Raw genomic sequence first — 16507 nt, 5'->3', positions numbered from 1 at the left:
TATTCTTTCGAAACAAGGATAAAAGTTACCCTTTAGTTAACAATAAAAAGGGTTAGTACATCAAAAATAGCGGAGGGATATAAATAATGCATAACCAACAGAATGAAAATCAAACGAACATAGAGAATGAGGATACCTTAACAACGAGACAAGGCCATCCCGTGACGAACAATCAGGACATACGCACAGTTGGAAATCGAGGCCCAGCTACATTGGAGAACTATGACTTCATTGAAAAGATAAGTCACTTCGATCGCGAGAAAGTACCGGAACGTATTGTACATGCGCGCGGTGCAGGTGCTCATGGTTATTTTGAAACATATGGCAAGGTTGGTGAAGAACCTGTTTCCAAGTATACAAGAGCAAAAGTATTTCAGGACAAAGGGAAGCAGACACCTGTTTTTGTGCGTTTTTCAACAGTTGTTCATGGAAATCATTCACCTGAAACAGTTCGTGACCCTCGTGGTTTTGCGGTCAAATTTTATACAGAAGATGGCAATTGGGATCTTGTCGGTAACAATCTAAAAATCTTCTTTATCCGTGATGCTATGAAATTTCCTGATATGATTCACGCTTTTAGACCAGATCCTGTAACCAATATTCAAGATAGCCAGCGGTTCTTCGATTTTTGTGCAAATTCACCAGAAACATTCCATATGGTAACATTTGTTTATTCACCATGGGGAATTCCGGCAAATTACCGTATGATGCAAGGTTCCGGGGTAAATACGTATAAGTGGGTTAATAAGGAAGGAAAAGCTGTACTGGTGAAATATCACTGGGAGCCCAAACAGGGAATTAAGAACTTAACCGTTGAGGAAGCAAGTGAAATTCAGGCAACTAACTTTAATCATGCGACACAGGATTTATATGACGCGATTGAGCAGGGAGATTTTCCGGAGTGGGAGTTATTTGTCCAAATAATGAGTGATGATGAGCACCCAGAATTGGATTTTGATCCATTAGATGATACAAAACTATGGCCCGAGGACCAATTTCCTTGGCTGCCTGTTGGAAAAATGGTCTTAAACAAGAACCCGGAAAATTACTTTACAGAAGTAGAGCAAGCAGCATTTGGTACAGGGGTTTTAGTTGATGGGCTCGACTTCTCCGATGATAAAATGCTTCAAGGCAGGACATTTTCCTATTCGGATACACAACGCTATCGTGTAGGGGCCAACTATCTTCAGGTACCAATTAACGCTTCCAAAAAACGTGTCGCGACAAACCAGGAAGGCGGACAACTACGCTACCAAAACGATAAAGCACCAGGTCAAAATCCGCATGTAAACTATGAGCCTTCCTCGTTAGGCGGTTTAAAAGAAGCAGAGCAGTTTGGCACTGAATATCGCCCTATGATCAAAGGCAATTTAGTTAGGGAGTCTATTGACAGACAAAGCAATACAAAGCAAGCAGGTGAAACATACCGTAGATTTGAGGATTGGGAGAAGGACGAGCTGCTGCGAAACCTAATTGGTGATCTTTCCCAGTGTAAACAAGAAATACAGGACAAAATGATTAAGCTTGCAGAAGAAGCAGACGAACAATATGGGCGTCGGCTTAGAGAAGGATTAGCAGAAGCAACAAAAGATGGAACAAGTAAGAATCCACTCGGCGTTAAAGATGCAGAAAAGGCACCAGAACAAGCAATTAAGAAAGGCCATGACGCTGAACCTTACTAAATAATATCCGCTCACTACCCCAAGTAGTGAGCGATCTTTTTTTTACTTCATTTTCCAACTTCATTTCTTTATATAGAAAAAGTTGAATGAACCTCATATAGCAACTAATATATCAAATATCCCTATTTTATTGTATACTAAATACTATATACCTACATATAATGAGAGGATGACACTTCATGCCAATTCCTTCTGATCATTCTAAACCCATTCGCCAATCCGCCAAGGAAGGCGCTTACAATCAAATTCAACAATGGATTATTGATGGTACTTTACAGCCAGGTGAAAAATTAAACGATAACGAACTTGCAAAGGCTTTAGGCGTAAGCAGGACTCCTATTCGTGAATCCTTACAACTATTAGAAGTTCAAGGATTTGTAAAAATGTATCCTGGTAAAGCTACACAGGTTACCGAAGTAGAAGGAGAGGAGATTAAAGACCTTCTGCCTCCTCTTGCAGCCCTCCAGGTTTTATCTGCAGAGCTGGCGATTTCACATCTAACAGATGAAATAATTAATTTACTGGAATCAACAAATAAAAGATTTGCAGAAGCTATTCGTTCAGGACATTATTATAATGCACTTCGAATAGATGAAGAGTTTCATCAGATTATTGTTGATACGGCAAATAACTCATATATTCTATCCATGGTCGCTTCTCTGCAAGCACATGTCAGAAGATTATTCTTTCATAACTCTATTATTCTTACTGAAAAATCCATACAAGAACATACCGAAATAATTGAAATTATGAAAGAAGGCTCTCCAGAAAAACTAGCACCAATCATGAAAGAAAACTGGCTGCGCACCATAAAAGAATTTCAGTTGTTAAATAAAGAATAGAAAAACAGATACTCCTGTCAGAGTATCTGTTTTTTAGGCTTGAACGGTATTTAACTTTTGAAAACGTGCTACGATGCCTGTAACCAGGATAACTATAATAGCAGGAAGCAGCCATCCAAGTCCTTGTTCATATAACGGGAGAACATTTTCGTAAAAGGAAATAATCGGAACCATCCAGCTAAAGTAGTCGATGCCCAATGTTCCACATAATGTTTTTAATCCATCAATAGCACTGACCAAAAATGTAACTATAGTTGCAGAAACATAGACTAATCTTTTATCTTTAAAAATAGGTGATAAAAAAGCTAGTAGCATTAACACAATTGCTAAAGGATATAAGAACATGAGTACAGGTATAGAATAATTAATAATATTCGTCAAACCAAAGTTAGCAATCCCAAATGTCAAAACAGAGAAAAAAACAACGAACTGTTTATAGCTGAACTTCGGGAATAACTGCTGAAAATACTCTGCACATGCTGTGGTTAACCCAATACTTGTTGTCAGACAAGCAAGTGTAATAATAATAGCAAGTAAAACCGTGCCTAACATTCCAAAATAATGAGATGCAGCACTGCTTAATACAGGTCCGCCGGTACTAAATATACCATAAGTGGAAACACTGGTTGCTCCCAAATAAGCAATACCTACGTATATAACACCCAATAACGTAATCGCTACAAGCCCGGACTTTGCAGAGGCTATAAGAATCCCTCTCTTAGAGGTTACCCCCATAGCTCGAATTGCCTTAATGACAATAATTCCAAAAACCAATGATGCTAAAGCATCCATCGTATTATAGCCCTCAAGGAAGCCTTGAATAAAGGCACCACTTCTATATCCTTCCTCAGGCGGCTCTGTTACGCCCATTGGCTTTATAACAACCATTGCCAATAAAACCACAATTAGAATAACAATGCCTGGTGCCAAAATTTTCCCTACATTATCTACAATCTTTGCTGGATTCAACGAAAACCAAAGGGTATTCGCAAAAAATAGCAAAGTAAAAATTAGTAAGCCAACTTGTTGATAACTTTCTCCTACAAATGGTGATATACCAACATCATAAGCAACCGTACCTGTACGAGGCGCCGCAAAGAACGGCCCAATGGTTAAATAAAGCATAGAAGTAAAAATGGTCGCATATAAAGGATGGATCCTACTGGCAAGCTCTTGAAGATTATTGCTTCCTGAAATACTCATAGCCAGAATTCCTAACAGTGGAAGGCCGACACCAGTAATTAAAAACCCTATAATAGCCGGCCACATATTTGTACCTGCATTTTGACCAAGTTGTGCCGGAAAAATTAAATTACCTGCCCCAAAGAACAGTGCAAATAGCATAACCCCTATAACCGTATAAGATGAGAATGATAGCTTTTCCTTCATATGCTTATTCCTCCCAGTTGCATTTCATATGTTGTATGCAATATATTGCAGGTGTTTATCATACTACCATTTCTATATAAATGCAACATACTTCGACAAAATAATTACAGCCGGTAAAAATTGCCGTTCTATCTTATAATATTGTTATACGTTTTGTTTTGTAATAGCGTTTATAATTCTAATAATAACTACTAAAAAATAGTAGGTACCAGTCCACCGTCCATACGGAGCGGAGACCCTTTAAATGCTAATGAGAAAGGACTACAGACAAACGTAGTTAGCCGGCCTATTTCAGTAGGTCTAATAAATCGCTGTAATTCAGAGTGAGGCAGATTTTCGCTCATAAATGCTTTCTCTTTTTCTGAAAAAGTCATATCTTTATTAGCGTACATATCCTCAATGATTTGATGCACGTTTTCAGAGAGTGTTGGACCTGGCATGATTGTATTAACTGTAACGTCTTTTCCAGTTGTTAATTTAGATAAGCTTTTTGACAATGATAATAACATTGATTTTGTCATACAATACTGTGGCATTTGCCCTGAAGGCATAACTGCTTCTTCACTCGCAATAAAGATTATCCGGCCAAACTCAATATTTAACATTTTAGGTAAATAAAATTTAGATAATCCATTGGCAGCCAGAACGTTAGTCCGAAAGTATTTTTCCCATACTTCATCCTCAACATCCTCATAATTCATAATTTCATAAATACCCATATTGTTAACTAAAATATCTATATTGGGATATTTTTGGAACAAAACTTCTCGTTGATGACTATCCACAATATCTCCAGTTGCATTTTGAGGAGAGGTAGTCGGAAAATCTGATTTTACTTCATTTACAATTCGTTCAACTTCTTCATAATCTCTTCCATTAATAAGGACATTAACACCTTCTTTGGCAAGTTCTATTGCAATTGCTTTACCAATTCCTTTCGTTGAACCTGTAACTAAAGCTGTTTTATTGGTTAATCCCATATCCATTATATATTTCTCCTTTGCAAATATAGTTAAAAGCAAGATCAGTTTATTGAGTTTGTATCTAAATGTTTTGTGCGCCAACTTGATGGAGTGTCGCCTTCCCAATGTCGAAAGGCCCGATAGAATGAGTTTTGGTCTTCATATCCAACAAGGAAAGCCACTTCACCAATATCAAGTGAGGGATCTGCTAAGTATCCTCGAGCCTCCTCTTGCCGGACTTGTGCCAATAGATGATTAAAGTTTATTCCTTCGTCATGGAGACGACGCTGCAAGGTGCGTTTACTTACTCCTAATTCTCCTGCAATCAGATCAAGGGTAGAGTCACCTCCGGCAAGGCTGCGCTTCATCATCCACTTAACCATTTCCGTAATAGATTTATTATTTTGATACCCGTTTAACGATTGATCTAATGAAGGCGTCAGGATTTCAAGCAATTCTGCGTTATACGAGACAAAGAGGCGATCAAGGTCACTTTTGTGGAGCGTTAATTTGTTAAAATTTCCACCTATTTGGACATGGCACCCGAAATAAGCTTCGAGCGACTTGACATCGCCCATTAAATCGGATAGTTCTACGGATTTCGCCATTAATGGTTGGCCAGTTCCCCTGCGTCCTAACTCCAATAGAAATGCAAGCGTAATACCAGTTAACATCGGCGGACCTGGTTGATCGGTATGCAGCCAATCTAGTTTAATAGTACAATTCTCGCCTTCCTCTGTTATTAGTAAGCTTTCAGGGGGACATAGACGCTTATACCGAGCCATTCGTGTTAGTGCATCACGGTAGTTACGAGCATGGTAAGCCGCTAGAACAGTTGGAGGAAAATGAACTGTTTCGAAACCAGTCGTTAACTTGATAATAGCCTCAGCAGTGTCACCCATGATATCGGAATAGGCCTGCCAAATAGAGAAATATTGTGAGGCGGTGACAACTGGTTCATTAATAATAGTTAATGGTAGTCCAGCTTTTCGAACTACCTCATGTGAGGAAATTCCTAATTGATGCAATCCTGTCCAAAATCCTGCTGGGAATTTAATACGAGCATAAGATGTCATTTATGAAGTCCCTCCCTTAGCTATTTATAACTTCACACGTTTATATTGCATCTTTCTTTTTCCAGGACAAGTATAATATTACCAATCCAATGTTGCTTTGTAACTAGCAAAAAGCGTCTCTCTACTAACTTATCACGTCAAATAAACCCTTTCTTATACGACCAAATCAAAAAAGGTACGTTAATTAAATAAACGTGTCCGATTAATATATTAGAGCCTCTTGGCATATTAAAACACTAAAAAGAGAGATGAAACCAATTCATCTCTCTTTTTTTACACCGGTACCTCCAGGATGACAGTTGTGCCCTGTTCTTTCTGCGACTTAACATAGAGCTGGCCATTTACCGATCGGGCTCTTTCCTCCATACTGATCAATCCGACCCCTTCAGATAGCGCCTCTGGATTAAAACCTTCCCCCTTATCCTCAATAACTACACGTATTCTTTTTTCATCTTCTCGAATAACAACAGAGGCTTGGTCCGTATTGGCATACTTACGCACATTTGTTAATGCCTCTTGAATGATTCGATATACAGTAATTTCTACATTATTATCCAGTCGATAAGGTAAAGAGCAATCAAAAAAGACATCCACCCCATAGTTTTCAGAGTATCTATTCAGGAAAGATCGAATGGCCGGTATTAACCCTAAATCGTCAAGTACAGATGGACGAAGCGCCCATGAAAAGTCTCTCACTTCCTGAATTAGCTGTGTAGCTTCCTCTGTCATTTGTTCTACAAGTGGATGGTTAACCGCTGTACTTAGTCGATTAATTGTAATTAAATGACTGTACAAATTCTGTCCAATCCCATCGTGGATTTCTCGGGATAATCTTTTTCGCTCTTCCTCTTGAACGGTAATTATTTTACTCATTGTCTCTTGCAATTCTTCTTCAATTCTCTTTCTATCTGTGACTTCCGAGCGAATAGCTAAATACTGATATGGTTTCCCTTGGGAGTTAAGAAATGGCACAATCGTTGTGTCCACCCAGTAATAACTGCCGTCCTTTGCTTGATTTTTTATCTCTCCTGTCCAGACCTTCCCATTAGCAATTGTTCTCCAAAGCTCTCGCATAAACTCTTTTGGATGGTACCCGGAGTTAATAATGCGGTGATCTTTACCGAGTAATTCATCACTTGTATACTTAGAAATTTCGCAAAATTTATCATTTACATATTTAATTTGACCCTTTTGGTCTGTAATTGCAACAATAGTGGAAGCATCGAGTGCGTATTTCATATCCATCAATTCATCGACTACTTTTTGTGGCTCCATACCAGATAAAGTGTGATCATTATTTTGATGAAAAACAAGTAAAATTAACTCTTTTCCGTTCAATGGAAATTTATTTTTCCTCACGTAAAGGGGAAATCTAGTGCCATCTCCCTTTACCCCAAATTGCTGTGCAACTGTCCCATGTTTAAGTGAGGCAATATTAATTCCGGGCAATAAGGAAGTAATATGTTTAATAGCTATATTTGTAAGTTCAAATAGTTGAGCAGCTTGTTCGTTTATAGAATGAACGGTTCCAGAAGCATCAATTACTATTGTTGCTTCTTCCTGATCATTTCTGCGAATTTCCCTTTGTTTCTGTTTATTTTTCATAAGACATCATCCCTCTTACTTAAAATAGTACGGTAATAATTTCTCTATTTCAGTAGTCATTTGCTTCACTTGCTTTATGTTTGTATCACTCCACACTATAGGGGAACGCATTCCCGCCAATAGAGCTCCTTTTGGCATGCCTTTAAAGTTTATTGGTACCGCATACACAGCAAAGAGTCGCTCTGCAAGCATAATTGGGTATTCAGTTGGTTTTCCGGAGATCCCATCCGGGAAGCTATCTATTGATAAAGCTGCTCCCGTAGAAATAACTTTTCCTGCTATTCCCTTTCCGTACCGGACAGTTATATACTTATACTTATTCGTTGTATTTCCACTAACAAAAGGCCATGTGATATTTAATCCCTCGGTTTGCTGTAGTGCTATACCAACAAAATCAATTTGCATATTCTCTCTTAGCATGTTGCACTCAGCTAAAAATTTCTCTTTTATTTCTGTCGACTCCTCTCTTTGATTATTAAATGCCATAGCCTAACAACCCTTTTTTCAATGCGTATGAAACGAGCTCCGGTCTTGTTTTCATCTGTAGTTTTTCCATTAAATTACTTTTGTGCGCTTCCACAGTCTTAACACTGATAACTAATTTTTCACCAATCTCTTTATTCGAGTAGCCTTTCGCAATTAGGGTTAAAACTTCTTTTTCTCTATCAGATAACAATTGATAGTTTTCCTGTCCATCCTGTTTCAGATTCCCTATATATTCATCCATAAGCCGCTTTGTAGCAGATGGATGCAGATAAGCATTTCCTGCACATACGGATTTAATTGCTTCAATTAGTTCTTGATGTGGAGCGCTTTTTAAGACACATCCAGAAGCGCCTGCCTGAATAGCCCGAAACAGATACTCTTCATCATCATGCATGGTAAGAATTAATATGGCTGTATCAGGAAGTTGCTTTTTCAGCTCAGAGGTAGCTGACAAGCCATCCTTTCCATGTGGCATACTTAAATCCATCAGCACAATATCAGGCTTTTCTTCCAACGCTTTCTCTATGCCTTCGTTTCCCTCGGAAGCCTCGCCTACAACCTCCATTTCAGGCACATCATTTAACATAACTTTAAGCCCCATTCTAACTACAGCATGATCATCTACCAATAGTATTCGAATCATCGTTCCATTCCTCCCTCTTGAATCGGCAGGAGCAGGGTAACGGTAGTCCCTTGTGCAAGTTCAGAGGTAATGCTAAATTCCCCTCCAACCTGCTTCATCCGTTGCTCCATAGCAGCCACTCCCTTCATACGATGGTTGGCGATAGCCGCTTCTTTATCAAATCCTTTGCCTTTATCTCTAATATCTATTTTCAATGATTTCTTTTCCCATGTAAAATAAACATCGGCTTCATCCACCTCTGCATATGCTGCAATGTTAATCAAGGCTTCCTGGCAACATCGAAAAATAGCCAGACTAAGATTCTCCGATAATTCTATTCTTTCACCCGAACGATTCATATGAACAACCACTCCAAACGTGGACGTATACAAAGTAAAAAAACTTCTCAAAGCAGCTTCAAGTCCCAATTTCCCTAATGTAATCGGATATAGCTCTGCGGAAATAAACCTGATTTCTTCTATGGTACGCCTTAATAATTGATTTAGCTCCTTTGCATACTCACGCATACCAGGTTCTTGTATGCTTGATTGCAGAAACTCTAAACCTGTCGCTACACTGAAAAGCTGCTGCCCTGGCCCCTCATGTAATTCATTAGCAATCCGCTTCATCTCTTCTTCCTGTACTTGATTCATATAATTAGTAACATGAAAATCTTCTCTCAACTCAATCATCCCCATTCTCCCCAATATAAAAAGGTAGCCTTGGGACGTAAGCATTCGTTTCTGCTTTTACTCCAAGGCTAATGAAATTCATATCGTAAGTAGCTATTAAACAACTTACCCTTTATCCGTTATATCACTAAACACACCTGCATATTGTGTAACCTCTCCTGCATCATCCCGAAGAGCATTTATAGTTAAGAACTCTAAATAGAACTCTCCATTTTTGCGTTTGTTCCAAATTTCCCCTTGCCAAAATCCATGCCTGTTTAAATTATCCCACATGTTATCATAGAAGTCATTTGTATGCTTATCGGAACTAAGCATATTTGGATTGTTGCCAATTGCCTCTTCTTCACTGTAGCCTGTAAGCTCCGTAAAAGCAGGGTTAATTTTAATTATTTTTCCTTTTTTATTTGTTACCATCATTCCAAGTGGCGTAGTATTTAAAATTTCATCTGATAAGGCTAATCTTTTATTAAAGTACATCCAAATAACGAGAATCAGACTAGCAAGCGCTACCTGAGATAAAGCCATAAAGCCAATGGCGTAATGGCCGGTTACACTATACAAAGTGGTTAGCATTAATGGAGGGAAAAAGCCTCCAAGCCCTCCCATTGCTGCAACAATACCATTAGCAATTCCTGCTTGTTTATTAAAATACATTGGAACGAGTTTGAAGATGACCCCATTACCTATTCCACCAGCAATGGCGATAGCTAGTGTTCCAACTGTATATAATCCAATGGATGGAGCAAAGGATAGAATTAAGGCTGCTATTGTAAAGATCCCAAACACGTACATTAAAATAACAAATGGCTTAAAGCGATCTGCTAGCCAACCTCCCAATGGACGGAGAAAAGTAGTTAAGGCAATAAACCCAGCTGTACGAACTCCTGCGTCTACCGAATCCAAACCAAAATTATTAACTAAGAAGTTTGGTAAATAAACAGTGAAAGCAACAAACGATCCAAATGTGATGAAATAGAACAAACTGAACAACCATAGCTTTTCATCACGGTAAACCCCCTTAATCTGCTCTATAAGGGAAGCCTTTACTTTCATTTCTTCTTTTTTATCCCCGAGAAAGAAGTTTGCAACAACAAAGATTGCCAAAAGAACCATATAAAGCTGCACAGTTAATGACCAGCCAATTTGCCCTGCAATAACTGGTGCTGCGAAGGCTGTTATAGCTGTACCAATATTCCCAGCACCATAGATACCATTTACAAATCCGTGCTTTTCTTTGGCATAATACTTTGGTAGGGAGGTTACTCCGACAGAAAACACCGCTCCTCCAATACCTATAAATAAGCCTCCAATAATTAGATCCATGAAACTATTTGCGATACTAATGTAATAAACCGGGAATAAGAGTAAAATAAAACTGATCATGAACAGTTTTCTTGCTCCAAATACGTTAGTAAGATATCCCATTGGAACACGGAGAACAGAACCAAGAATTACAGGGACCGCCGTCACCCAAGAGGCCTGCTGTGGTGTAATATTAATATCCTCCATAATAAATGTTAACAAAGAGGATAATATAACCCACACCATAAAACCGACAATCAGGTTGGTTGTTTGTAATGGAAGCTGGACCTTTTTAAACATGTACTTTCACCTCTTTTTTAATTGCATAGTGTAATCTAGTCGTTTCGTCATAAGCTGTCCAAGCATGATCAGACATGTCTACTTTGCTGGACAATGGAACTGCAAAAAAGAAATGCTTATCAAAGTATATTCGCAGATGAGTGCTATCCGGGCAAAGTGTTGTTTTAAGTATATTTCTGCGAACCCATGGTGCCTGGTCTTCATTTTGATCACCATAAATACAAACGAAGACAGGATGATTTTTAAATTTATCTACGTCTATTGCTTTAACGTCCATTCGGGATACACCCTTTCGACACAGGATAAACCTTAAATTGATAGCCTTGTAGAGTCTTCCAGAATTGATCTTCTGCATGAGCTTCCAGGAATTCTACTATGTCTTCAGAGGACGCCCACCTGCTCATGCCTTTCACTTCCGCTACAACAATTTCAGCTCCATGTTCCATTTTCTCTTCCAAATGCCAATGCAAACGCCGTTCAAATTTAAATAATTCCTGAAAGTTACGATTCACAAATTCGGTTAGCGTACCTGTTGGCTCCTGAATAAAGCAAAAGTCTAAATATGTTTCACTTGCCACTTGCACCGCCTCCTTTGTGTTTTTCTTTCTTGTAAATAATGAAAGCTACCGGAAACAGAATTATCATAATTATCATATATAATAACACATTCCCATAATTTTCATAAAAAAACTGGTGAACAAGTAATTGCATACATATAATATCTAAAAATAAAATGATAGCCAGAGTGATAACTCCTATATAGCTACGCTTCATAACGTTTCACCCTTACTGCAAAAACAGAGCCTTGTTTAGTTTTAACAATGATTTCCGGAAGCGGACGTCTTGGAGGTCCAGCAGTTGGAGCACCAGTTTTCACATCAAATTTACCATGATGACACGGGCACACCATTTCTTGCTGATCTTTCACCCAATAAACAGGACATCTGAGGTGGGTACAAGCATTTTGATATGCGACAAATTCATTTTCACCCAACCGAATAAGCACAGCACTATCATGCTCGCTCGGATAGTGAAATTCTACTGAATCGCCTACTTTGACATCTTTTATATCAGCAATTTTATGCTCTGGATATTCTTTGTCAGCTAATCCCATTAATTCTTTTGCTGCAATCGTTCCCCACGGCAGGGAGGAAACAGCAAAAACTCCTGCCGCTCCGACCAATGTCTTCATAAAACCTCTTCTATCCAAAGCTCTCTCATTATTTCTGTCTATATTATGCGTATAATTATCGTCTTCTACTCGCACTGTATTCTTCTTTTCAGCCATAGTTTCTCCCCCCTAAAAGAGTTTTGTTGTTCCTTGCAAAATACCTGGCAAATTAACCTTTACGTTTGTTTCTCCTTCAAGATAAGGCATGCTTGTTACCCACTTATCATTACCAAGATCATGTTGACGTTGCTTTTGTTCAATCTCTTCTTCTGTCAGCCATTGCAACGTATTGGAAGGACATACACTTGCACACATTGGCGGGATTCCGTCCTTTGTCCGATCAATACATAAATCACATTTATACATTAGATTTTCTTCTTCATCAAACTTAGGAATTCCGTACGGACAAGCAATGGTGCAGTTCTGACAACCAATACATTTTTCTACAAGCGCTGATAGCACAGCTCCTGTTTCATGGATTTGGATGGCCTGTGCCGGACAGCTCCTCGCACAGGCAGGATCAACACAGTGCAGGCACATCAGTGGCATTGTCTGACGATTCACCAATGGGTTTACATCATACACATAGTTTCTGTTTCGTTGCTCATGTCCACCACATTGCGTACATGCAGCCAAACAAGATCGACAACCAATACAATTCTCCAGTTCGATATATAACCTCTTTTTCGTCTTATCTGCTGTCATTTACTGCACCTTCTTTGCTTCTAGTTTTTCTATTTGCGCAGCACATGCTTTGAATTCAGGCATTTTAGAGATAGGATCAAGTGCTGCTATTGTTAACAGATTAATAGATTGATCATGTCCAAAGTGGTACGGAACAAAGACTGTATCCTCACGAATGGCTTCGGTAATTTTCACTTTGTATTCAGCCTTTCCTCTTCTGGTAAAGAGAAGAACATGCTCATCATGCTTAATATTATATTTCGCAGCAGTTTCAGGATGTACCTCTACATACGGCTCCGGGCACATATCTTTTAAAAACTGAATTCTTCTTGTCTGGTTTCCTGATAAGTAATGATATACAACCCGGCCTGTTGTTAAACGTAATGGGTAGTTTTCACAAGGCTCTTCTGCTGCTGGTCTGTAAGGGAGAGCACATATTTTTGCTTTTTCATCTGGATGGTAGAACTTTTTATCAAGGAACATATGTGGTGTTCCTTGATCATCCCCATCCTTACATGGCCAAAATACCCCGTCCTGCTTGTCAATCTTATCCCATGTTGCTCCATAGTAATCTGCATTACCGCCTTTAGATGCCAAACGGAATTCGTCCGCCACATCTCTGGCTGTTTTTAAATGAGAAAAATGTTTACCTTTTCCTAAACGCTCTGCAAGCTCTACTTGTATTTGCCAATCAGGCTTAGACTCGCCAATTGGTTCCTGTGCTTTATTAATCTTAATAATTCTACCTTCCAGGTTCGTTACAGTGCCTTCATCTTCTGACCATGTAACAGATGGCAGGATCACGTCAGCAAACTCGGCAGACTCTGATAAAAAGAAATCAGAGCATACCATGAAGTCCAAGTTCTTTAGACCTGCACGGACAACATTCAAATTGGGAGCAGAAACTGCTGGATTTGAACAAAGCAAGTATAGTCCACGTATTTCTTTTTCATTCATTAACTCAAACATCTCATATGCTGATACTCCTGGCTTAGGCATATCACATGGCTCAATGCCCCAAACTTTAGATACTTCTTCCACGTGCTTTGGATTTGTTATTTTACGATAACCTGGCAAAAGATCAGACTTCTGACCATGTTCTCTTCCACCCTGGCCATTTCCCTGCCCGGTGAATGTAGCTACACCGGATTTCGGCCGGCCGATTTTACCAGTGATTAATGCCATATTGCAATAAGCAGATACATTGTCTACACCTTTATGCTGCTGCTCAATCCCTCTTGCAAACATGACGATAGCATTCGGTGCTTTACCGTATATTTCTGCTGCTCTCTCAATTTTTTCTACGGATACACCAGTAATTAGACTTGTTGCTTCTGGTGTAAATTCAGCAACCAATTCTTTTGTTTCTTCATAACCATTTGTATGGTTATCAATAAATTCACGATCTGTATAATTATTTTTAATTAATAAATGGAGAATTCCGTTAGCTAATGCAAGGTCCGTCCCTGGACGAAGGTCTAAATGCACATCTGCTCTTCTCGCGATAGGTGTTTCTCTTGGATCAGCTACGATCAGATAGCCGCCTCTTTCTTGCACTGCCCAAATACGGAACATAGAAGTTGGATGACATTCAGCTGTATTGCTTCCCGCTATAAATAAGCAATCTGTTTCGTGAATATCTGTCCAAGGTAGTGTTGATCCCCGATCTACTCCAAAAGTTCTTAGGAATCCACCTGCTGCACTGGACATACAGAAACGTCCATTGTAGTCAATGTATCTTGTCCCAAGTGCTACCCTTGCAAATTTCCCTGTCAAATAACATTTTTCATTTGTCATGGACACACCGCTAAATACAGATAGACTATCTTTTCCATAATCATTTTGAAGCTGACCGAACTTTTCAGCAATGAGGTCATATGCCTCTTCCCAGCTTGCTTCTCTAAAGCCTTTGTCAGTTCCTTTTAAGGAAGCATCATCACGAATTAATGGTTTTAAAATCCGATCCTTATGATTTGTCTGCTGATATGCAGTTACTCCCTTTGGACACATCTTCCCAACCGTAACCGGCCAGTCATAGCGTGGTTCCACGCCAATAATTGTATTTGTTGATTTATCTACTCGTAAGTTCATCCCACATTGCATCCCACAGTAACTGCAATGAGTTTTTACCAATGTTTCATTTGGATGTGTAACATTATCTATTTCACGGAAAAATTTATCCCTTTGCATTTTGATTTGCCTCCTTCACTGGCACTTCATGTGTAGCGACACCGGAAAAGCGTGCTATCCTATATTTTCTTCGACATGGCAGACAAAGCTCCGCCAAATTAAATCCGTCCTTCATATTAAATTCCAGTTGATTTTGATCCAGTACGTCAATAACATCCTTGGACTGTTCCGTAGATACGAACTCCGTACCACAGACCTTACATTGCTTCATGGATTTCTCCCCGTAATGCTCTCGATAGTTTTTAGCAAATACGCTCATTGGTCGGAACGGTATATGTGCAAGCTTTCCAAATGGAAGGTAGATAAGTGTAAGAATAACGGAGTACTGATGGATAAGTGACATAACGTAATGTCCTGCTCCGTGTAAAAATATATTTATAAAGGTTAATAGCAATCCAGTAATACTGATAAATAATAATAGATATAATGGCACAAAATCATAGAGGAATTTCTGCTCTGCTCTCGCCTGCATATTTTTCAATCTGCGATACAAGGCCATACACACTCCAGTGATTACCATAACGGCACTGAAATTCAACGCATTATAAGACATAAAAGCAATTAGTCCATCTGCAGGAACGGTCATGATGTTCATTCCCATCAGCACAATCGTATACATGCCGCCCTCTTCCATCGTGAAATACATCCAGCTGAAGACGAGGGGAAATGTTACAAAGCAAGAAATAATAACTCCCCAACCAATAAGTAAATGTTGGGTCCATCGGTAAATTCCCCTATTCCAGATAAACTTATATGTTGCTAAGTGGTTTGTAGCTGTTTTCGGAGTAGATTTTCGAAATAGTAGTTTTATCCCTTTTTTAATAATAATCTTGGTTGGAGGTCTCTCTCCCCAGGCAATAAAGCGATAAAAGAATCCTCCTAAGAACACCAGTGTACCAACCATGTATCCATATAAATTCATATCCACATGGGTAAACATCCTTGTTCCGATAAACATTAATATTAAAATTCCGAGCACTGTCAAAAACATGGATTTAGCGTAATGAGAGGCAAATGCATTATTTATTGAATTCTTCTTTTGTTTTTTGGGAGCATGGTGCTGATCTTGCACCGTTTCTTTTAAATTAGTAGCTTCCATTGGAATTCCCTCCATCTGTTTTTCTCTTACTTTCAGTATAGATGGATAGGTAATTATCGGTAATTAGGGAACTTCCCGATATTGGGAGGGGAATTCCCCTATTTTACTTTTGGTGTGGTGGAAGAAGAGATAAGCTTGAAAAGTTCCATAAGTATGAGTAGAGTGGTGTAAAGGAGTATTGGATTGTCGAGCCTCAGGAAAAACTGGTTAATGTGTTTCATCTTCAGGAAAATAACCAATTTGGAAGACCGGAAGTATACTCGGAGGAAAACAGAGTGCATGTAGCAGTCTTAGAAGGATTAGTTGTTAATTTGGAAATGGTTTTTGTTGAATAGCTGAATATTGAACTTATACATGTAAAAGCGATCCAACACGTTTTCGGTAATTGGATCGCTTTTTTTATAC

At 38.9% G+C, this 16507-nt stretch carries 17 protein-coding genes and 1 pseudogene; 3 read left to right on the top strand and 15 right to left on the bottom strand.

Features of this window, described 5'->3' with window-relative positions; translation table 11 throughout:
- The first annotated feature begins 86 nt into the window (after positions 1–86).
- On the top strand, positions 87–1682 hold the full coding sequence (locus X953_RS01955) for a catalase (protein ID WP_040954130.1): 1596 nt from the start codon (positions 87–89) through the stop codon (positions 1680–1682).
- 179 nt (positions 1683–1861) lie between these two features.
- Positions 1862–2524: a GntR family transcriptional regulator gene (locus tag X953_RS01950; protein WP_040954129.1), complete on the top strand. Its 663-nt coding sequence runs from the start codon at positions 1862–1864 to the stop codon at positions 2522–2524.
- 33 nt (positions 2525–2557) lie between these two features.
- Here the strand turns inward: X953_RS01950 and brnQ are convergent, their stop codons facing one another.
- From brnQ to X953_RS01875, 15 genes are all read right to left on the bottom strand, one after another.
- The gene (gene brnQ / locus X953_RS01945) at positions 2558–3913 is read right to left on the bottom strand and encodes a branched-chain amino acid transport system II carrier protein (protein WP_040954128.1); all 1356 of its coding nucleotides are present in this window, start codon (positions 3911–3913) and stop codon (positions 2558–2560) included.
- 191 nt (positions 3914–4104) lie between these two features.
- Positions 4105–4899 (bottom strand): SDR family NAD(P)-dependent oxidoreductase, encoded by a 795-nt coding sequence (locus X953_RS01940; protein WP_040954127.1) that lies wholly within the window; start codon positions 4897–4899, stop codon positions 4105–4107.
- Between the two features lie 38 nt (positions 4900–4937).
- Entirely contained in the window at positions 4938–5951 is a 1014-nt protein-coding gene (locus X953_RS01935) for an AraC family transcriptional regulator (RefSeq protein WP_040954126.1), read from the bottom strand.
- A gap of 273 nt (positions 5952–6224) precedes the next feature.
- A complete protein-coding gene (locus X953_RS01930) occupies positions 6225–7556 on the bottom strand; it encodes a PAS domain S-box protein (protein ID WP_040954125.1) in 1332 nt (443 codons plus the stop codon).
- A 15-nt stretch (positions 7557–7571) separates the two neighbouring features.
- Positions 7572–8042: a hypothetical protein gene (locus tag X953_RS01925; RefSeq protein WP_019378834.1), complete on the bottom strand. Its 471-nt coding sequence runs from the start codon at positions 8040–8042 to the stop codon at positions 7572–7574.
- Positions 8032–8685: a response regulator transcription factor gene (locus X953_RS01920; RefSeq protein ID WP_019378833.1), complete on the bottom strand. Its 654-nt coding sequence runs from the start codon at positions 8683–8685 to the stop codon at positions 8032–8034. The genes X953_RS01925 and X953_RS01920 overlap by 11 nt, the downstream gene beginning before the upstream one ends.
- Entirely contained in the window at positions 8682–9356 is a 675-nt protein-coding gene (locus X953_RS01915; protein WP_019378832.1) for a sensor histidine kinase, read from the bottom strand. The genes X953_RS01920 and X953_RS01915 overlap by 4 nt, the downstream gene beginning before the upstream one ends.
- Before the next feature lie 105 nt (positions 9357–9461).
- Positions 9462–10958, bottom strand: coding sequence for a nitrate/nitrite transporter (locus X953_RS01910; RefSeq protein WP_040954124.1), 1497 nt, complete (start codon positions 10956–10958; stop codon positions 9462–9464).
- Complete coding sequence (locus X953_RS01905; protein ID WP_019378830.1) at positions 10951–11235, bottom strand: hypothetical protein; 285 nt, start codon at positions 11233–11235, stop codon at positions 10951–10953. The genes X953_RS01910 and X953_RS01905 overlap by 8 nt, the downstream gene beginning before the upstream one ends.
- Positions 11225–11536: a hypothetical protein gene (locus X953_RS01900; protein ID WP_040954123.1), complete on the bottom strand. Its 312-nt coding sequence runs from the start codon at positions 11534–11536 to the stop codon at positions 11225–11227. The genes X953_RS01905 and X953_RS01900 overlap by 11 nt, the downstream gene beginning before the upstream one ends.
- On the bottom strand, positions 11526–11732 hold the full coding sequence (locus X953_RS01895) for a hypothetical protein (protein WP_040954122.1): 207 nt from the start codon (positions 11730–11732) through the stop codon (positions 11526–11528). The genes X953_RS01900 and X953_RS01895 overlap by 11 nt, the downstream gene beginning before the upstream one ends.
- Positions 11722–12246 (bottom strand): Rieske (2Fe-2S) protein, encoded by a 525-nt coding sequence (locus tag X953_RS01890; protein ID WP_040954121.1) that lies wholly within the window; start codon positions 12244–12246, stop codon positions 11722–11724. Before X953_RS01890 ends, X953_RS01895 begins: the two co-directional genes overlap by 11 nt.
- A 12-nt stretch (positions 12247–12258) precedes the next feature.
- Positions 12259–12834 (bottom strand): 4Fe-4S dicluster domain-containing protein, encoded by a 576-nt coding sequence (locus tag X953_RS01885; RefSeq protein ID WP_019378826.1) that lies wholly within the window; start codon positions 12832–12834, stop codon positions 12259–12261.
- Positions 12835–15003, bottom strand: coding sequence for a molybdopterin oxidoreductase family protein (locus X953_RS01880; protein ID WP_040954120.1), 2169 nt, complete (start codon positions 15001–15003; stop codon positions 12835–12837).
- Positions 14990–16030 carry a hypothetical protein gene (locus X953_RS01875; RefSeq protein WP_040956916.1) on the bottom strand — a complete coding sequence of 347 codons (1041 nt, stop codon included), beginning with the start codon at positions 16028–16030 and terminating at the stop codon, positions 14990–14992. Before X953_RS01875 ends, X953_RS01880 begins: the two co-directional genes overlap by 14 nt.
- A gap of 248 nt (positions 16031–16278) precedes the next feature.
- On the opposite strand from X953_RS01875, the pseudogene X953_RS20460 reads away from it, so the two are divergent.
- Positions 16279–16437: pseudogene (locus X953_RS20460) on the top strand (Uma2 family endonuclease); the annotation flags it as partial.
- Positions 16438–16507: the final 70 nt, after the last annotated feature.

It is taken from the genome of Virgibacillus sp. SK37, assembly GCF_000725285.1.
Taxonomy (GTDB): domain Bacteria; phylum Bacillota; class Bacilli; order Bacillales; family Amphibacillaceae; genus Virgibacillus_Q.
The sequence above is the reverse complement of the archived record's forward strand: the minus strand, read 5'-3'. Positions and strand labels throughout refer to the sequence as shown.

Bases quoted from the DNA above. Each gene is read 5' to 3' on its own strand.
- X953_RS01955 (WP_040954130.1), top strand. From the start codon at position 87: ATGCATAACCAACAGAATGAAAATCAAACGAACATAGAGAATGAGGAT.
- X953_RS01950 (WP_040954129.1), top strand. From the start codon at position 1,862: ATGCCAATTCCTTCTGATCATTCTAAACCCATTCGCCAATCCGCCAAG.
- brnQ (WP_040954128.1), bottom strand. From the start codon at position 3,913: ATGAAGGAAAAGCTATCATTCTCATCTTATACGGTTATAGGGGTTATG.
- X953_RS01940 (WP_040954127.1), bottom strand. From the start codon at position 4,899: ATGGATATGGGATTAACCAATAAAACAGCTTTAGTTACAGGTTCAACG.
- X953_RS01935 (WP_040954126.1), bottom strand. From the start codon at position 5,951: ATGACATCTTATGCTCGTATTAAATTCCCAGCAGGATTTTGGACAGGA.
- X953_RS01930 (WP_040954125.1), bottom strand. From the start codon at position 7,556: ATGAAAAATAAACAGAAACAAAGGGAAATTCGCAGAAATGATCAGGAA.
- X953_RS01925 (WP_019378834.1), bottom strand. From the start codon at position 8,042: ATGGCATTTAATAATCAAAGAGAGGAGTCGACAGAAATAAAAGAGAAA.
- X953_RS01920 (WP_019378833.1), bottom strand. From the start codon at position 8,685: ATGATTCGAATACTATTGGTAGATGATCATGCTGTAGTTAGAATGGGG.
- X953_RS01915 (WP_019378832.1), bottom strand. From the start codon at position 9,356: ATGATTGAGTTGAGAGAAGATTTTCATGTTACTAATTATATGAATCAA.
- X953_RS01910 (WP_040954124.1), bottom strand. From the start codon at position 10,958: ATGTTTAAAAAGGTCCAGCTTCCATTACAAACAACCAACCTGATTGTC.
- X953_RS01905 (WP_019378830.1), bottom strand. From the start codon at position 11,235: ATGGACGTTAAAGCAATAGACGTAGATAAATTTAAAAATCATCCTGTC.
- X953_RS01895 (WP_040954122.1), bottom strand. From the start codon at position 11,732: ATGAAGCGTAGCTATATAGGAGTTATCACTCTGGCTATCATTTTATTT.
- X953_RS01890 (WP_040954121.1), bottom strand. From the start codon at position 12,246: ATGGCTGAAAAGAAGAATACAGTGCGAGTAGAAGACGATAATTATACG.
- X953_RS01885 (WP_019378826.1), bottom strand. From the start codon at position 12,834: ATGACAGCAGATAAGACGAAAAAGAGGTTATATATCGAACTGGAGAAT.
- X953_RS01880 (WP_040954120.1), bottom strand. From the start codon at position 15,003: ATGCAAAGGGATAAATTTTTCCGTGAAATAGATAATGTTACACATCCA.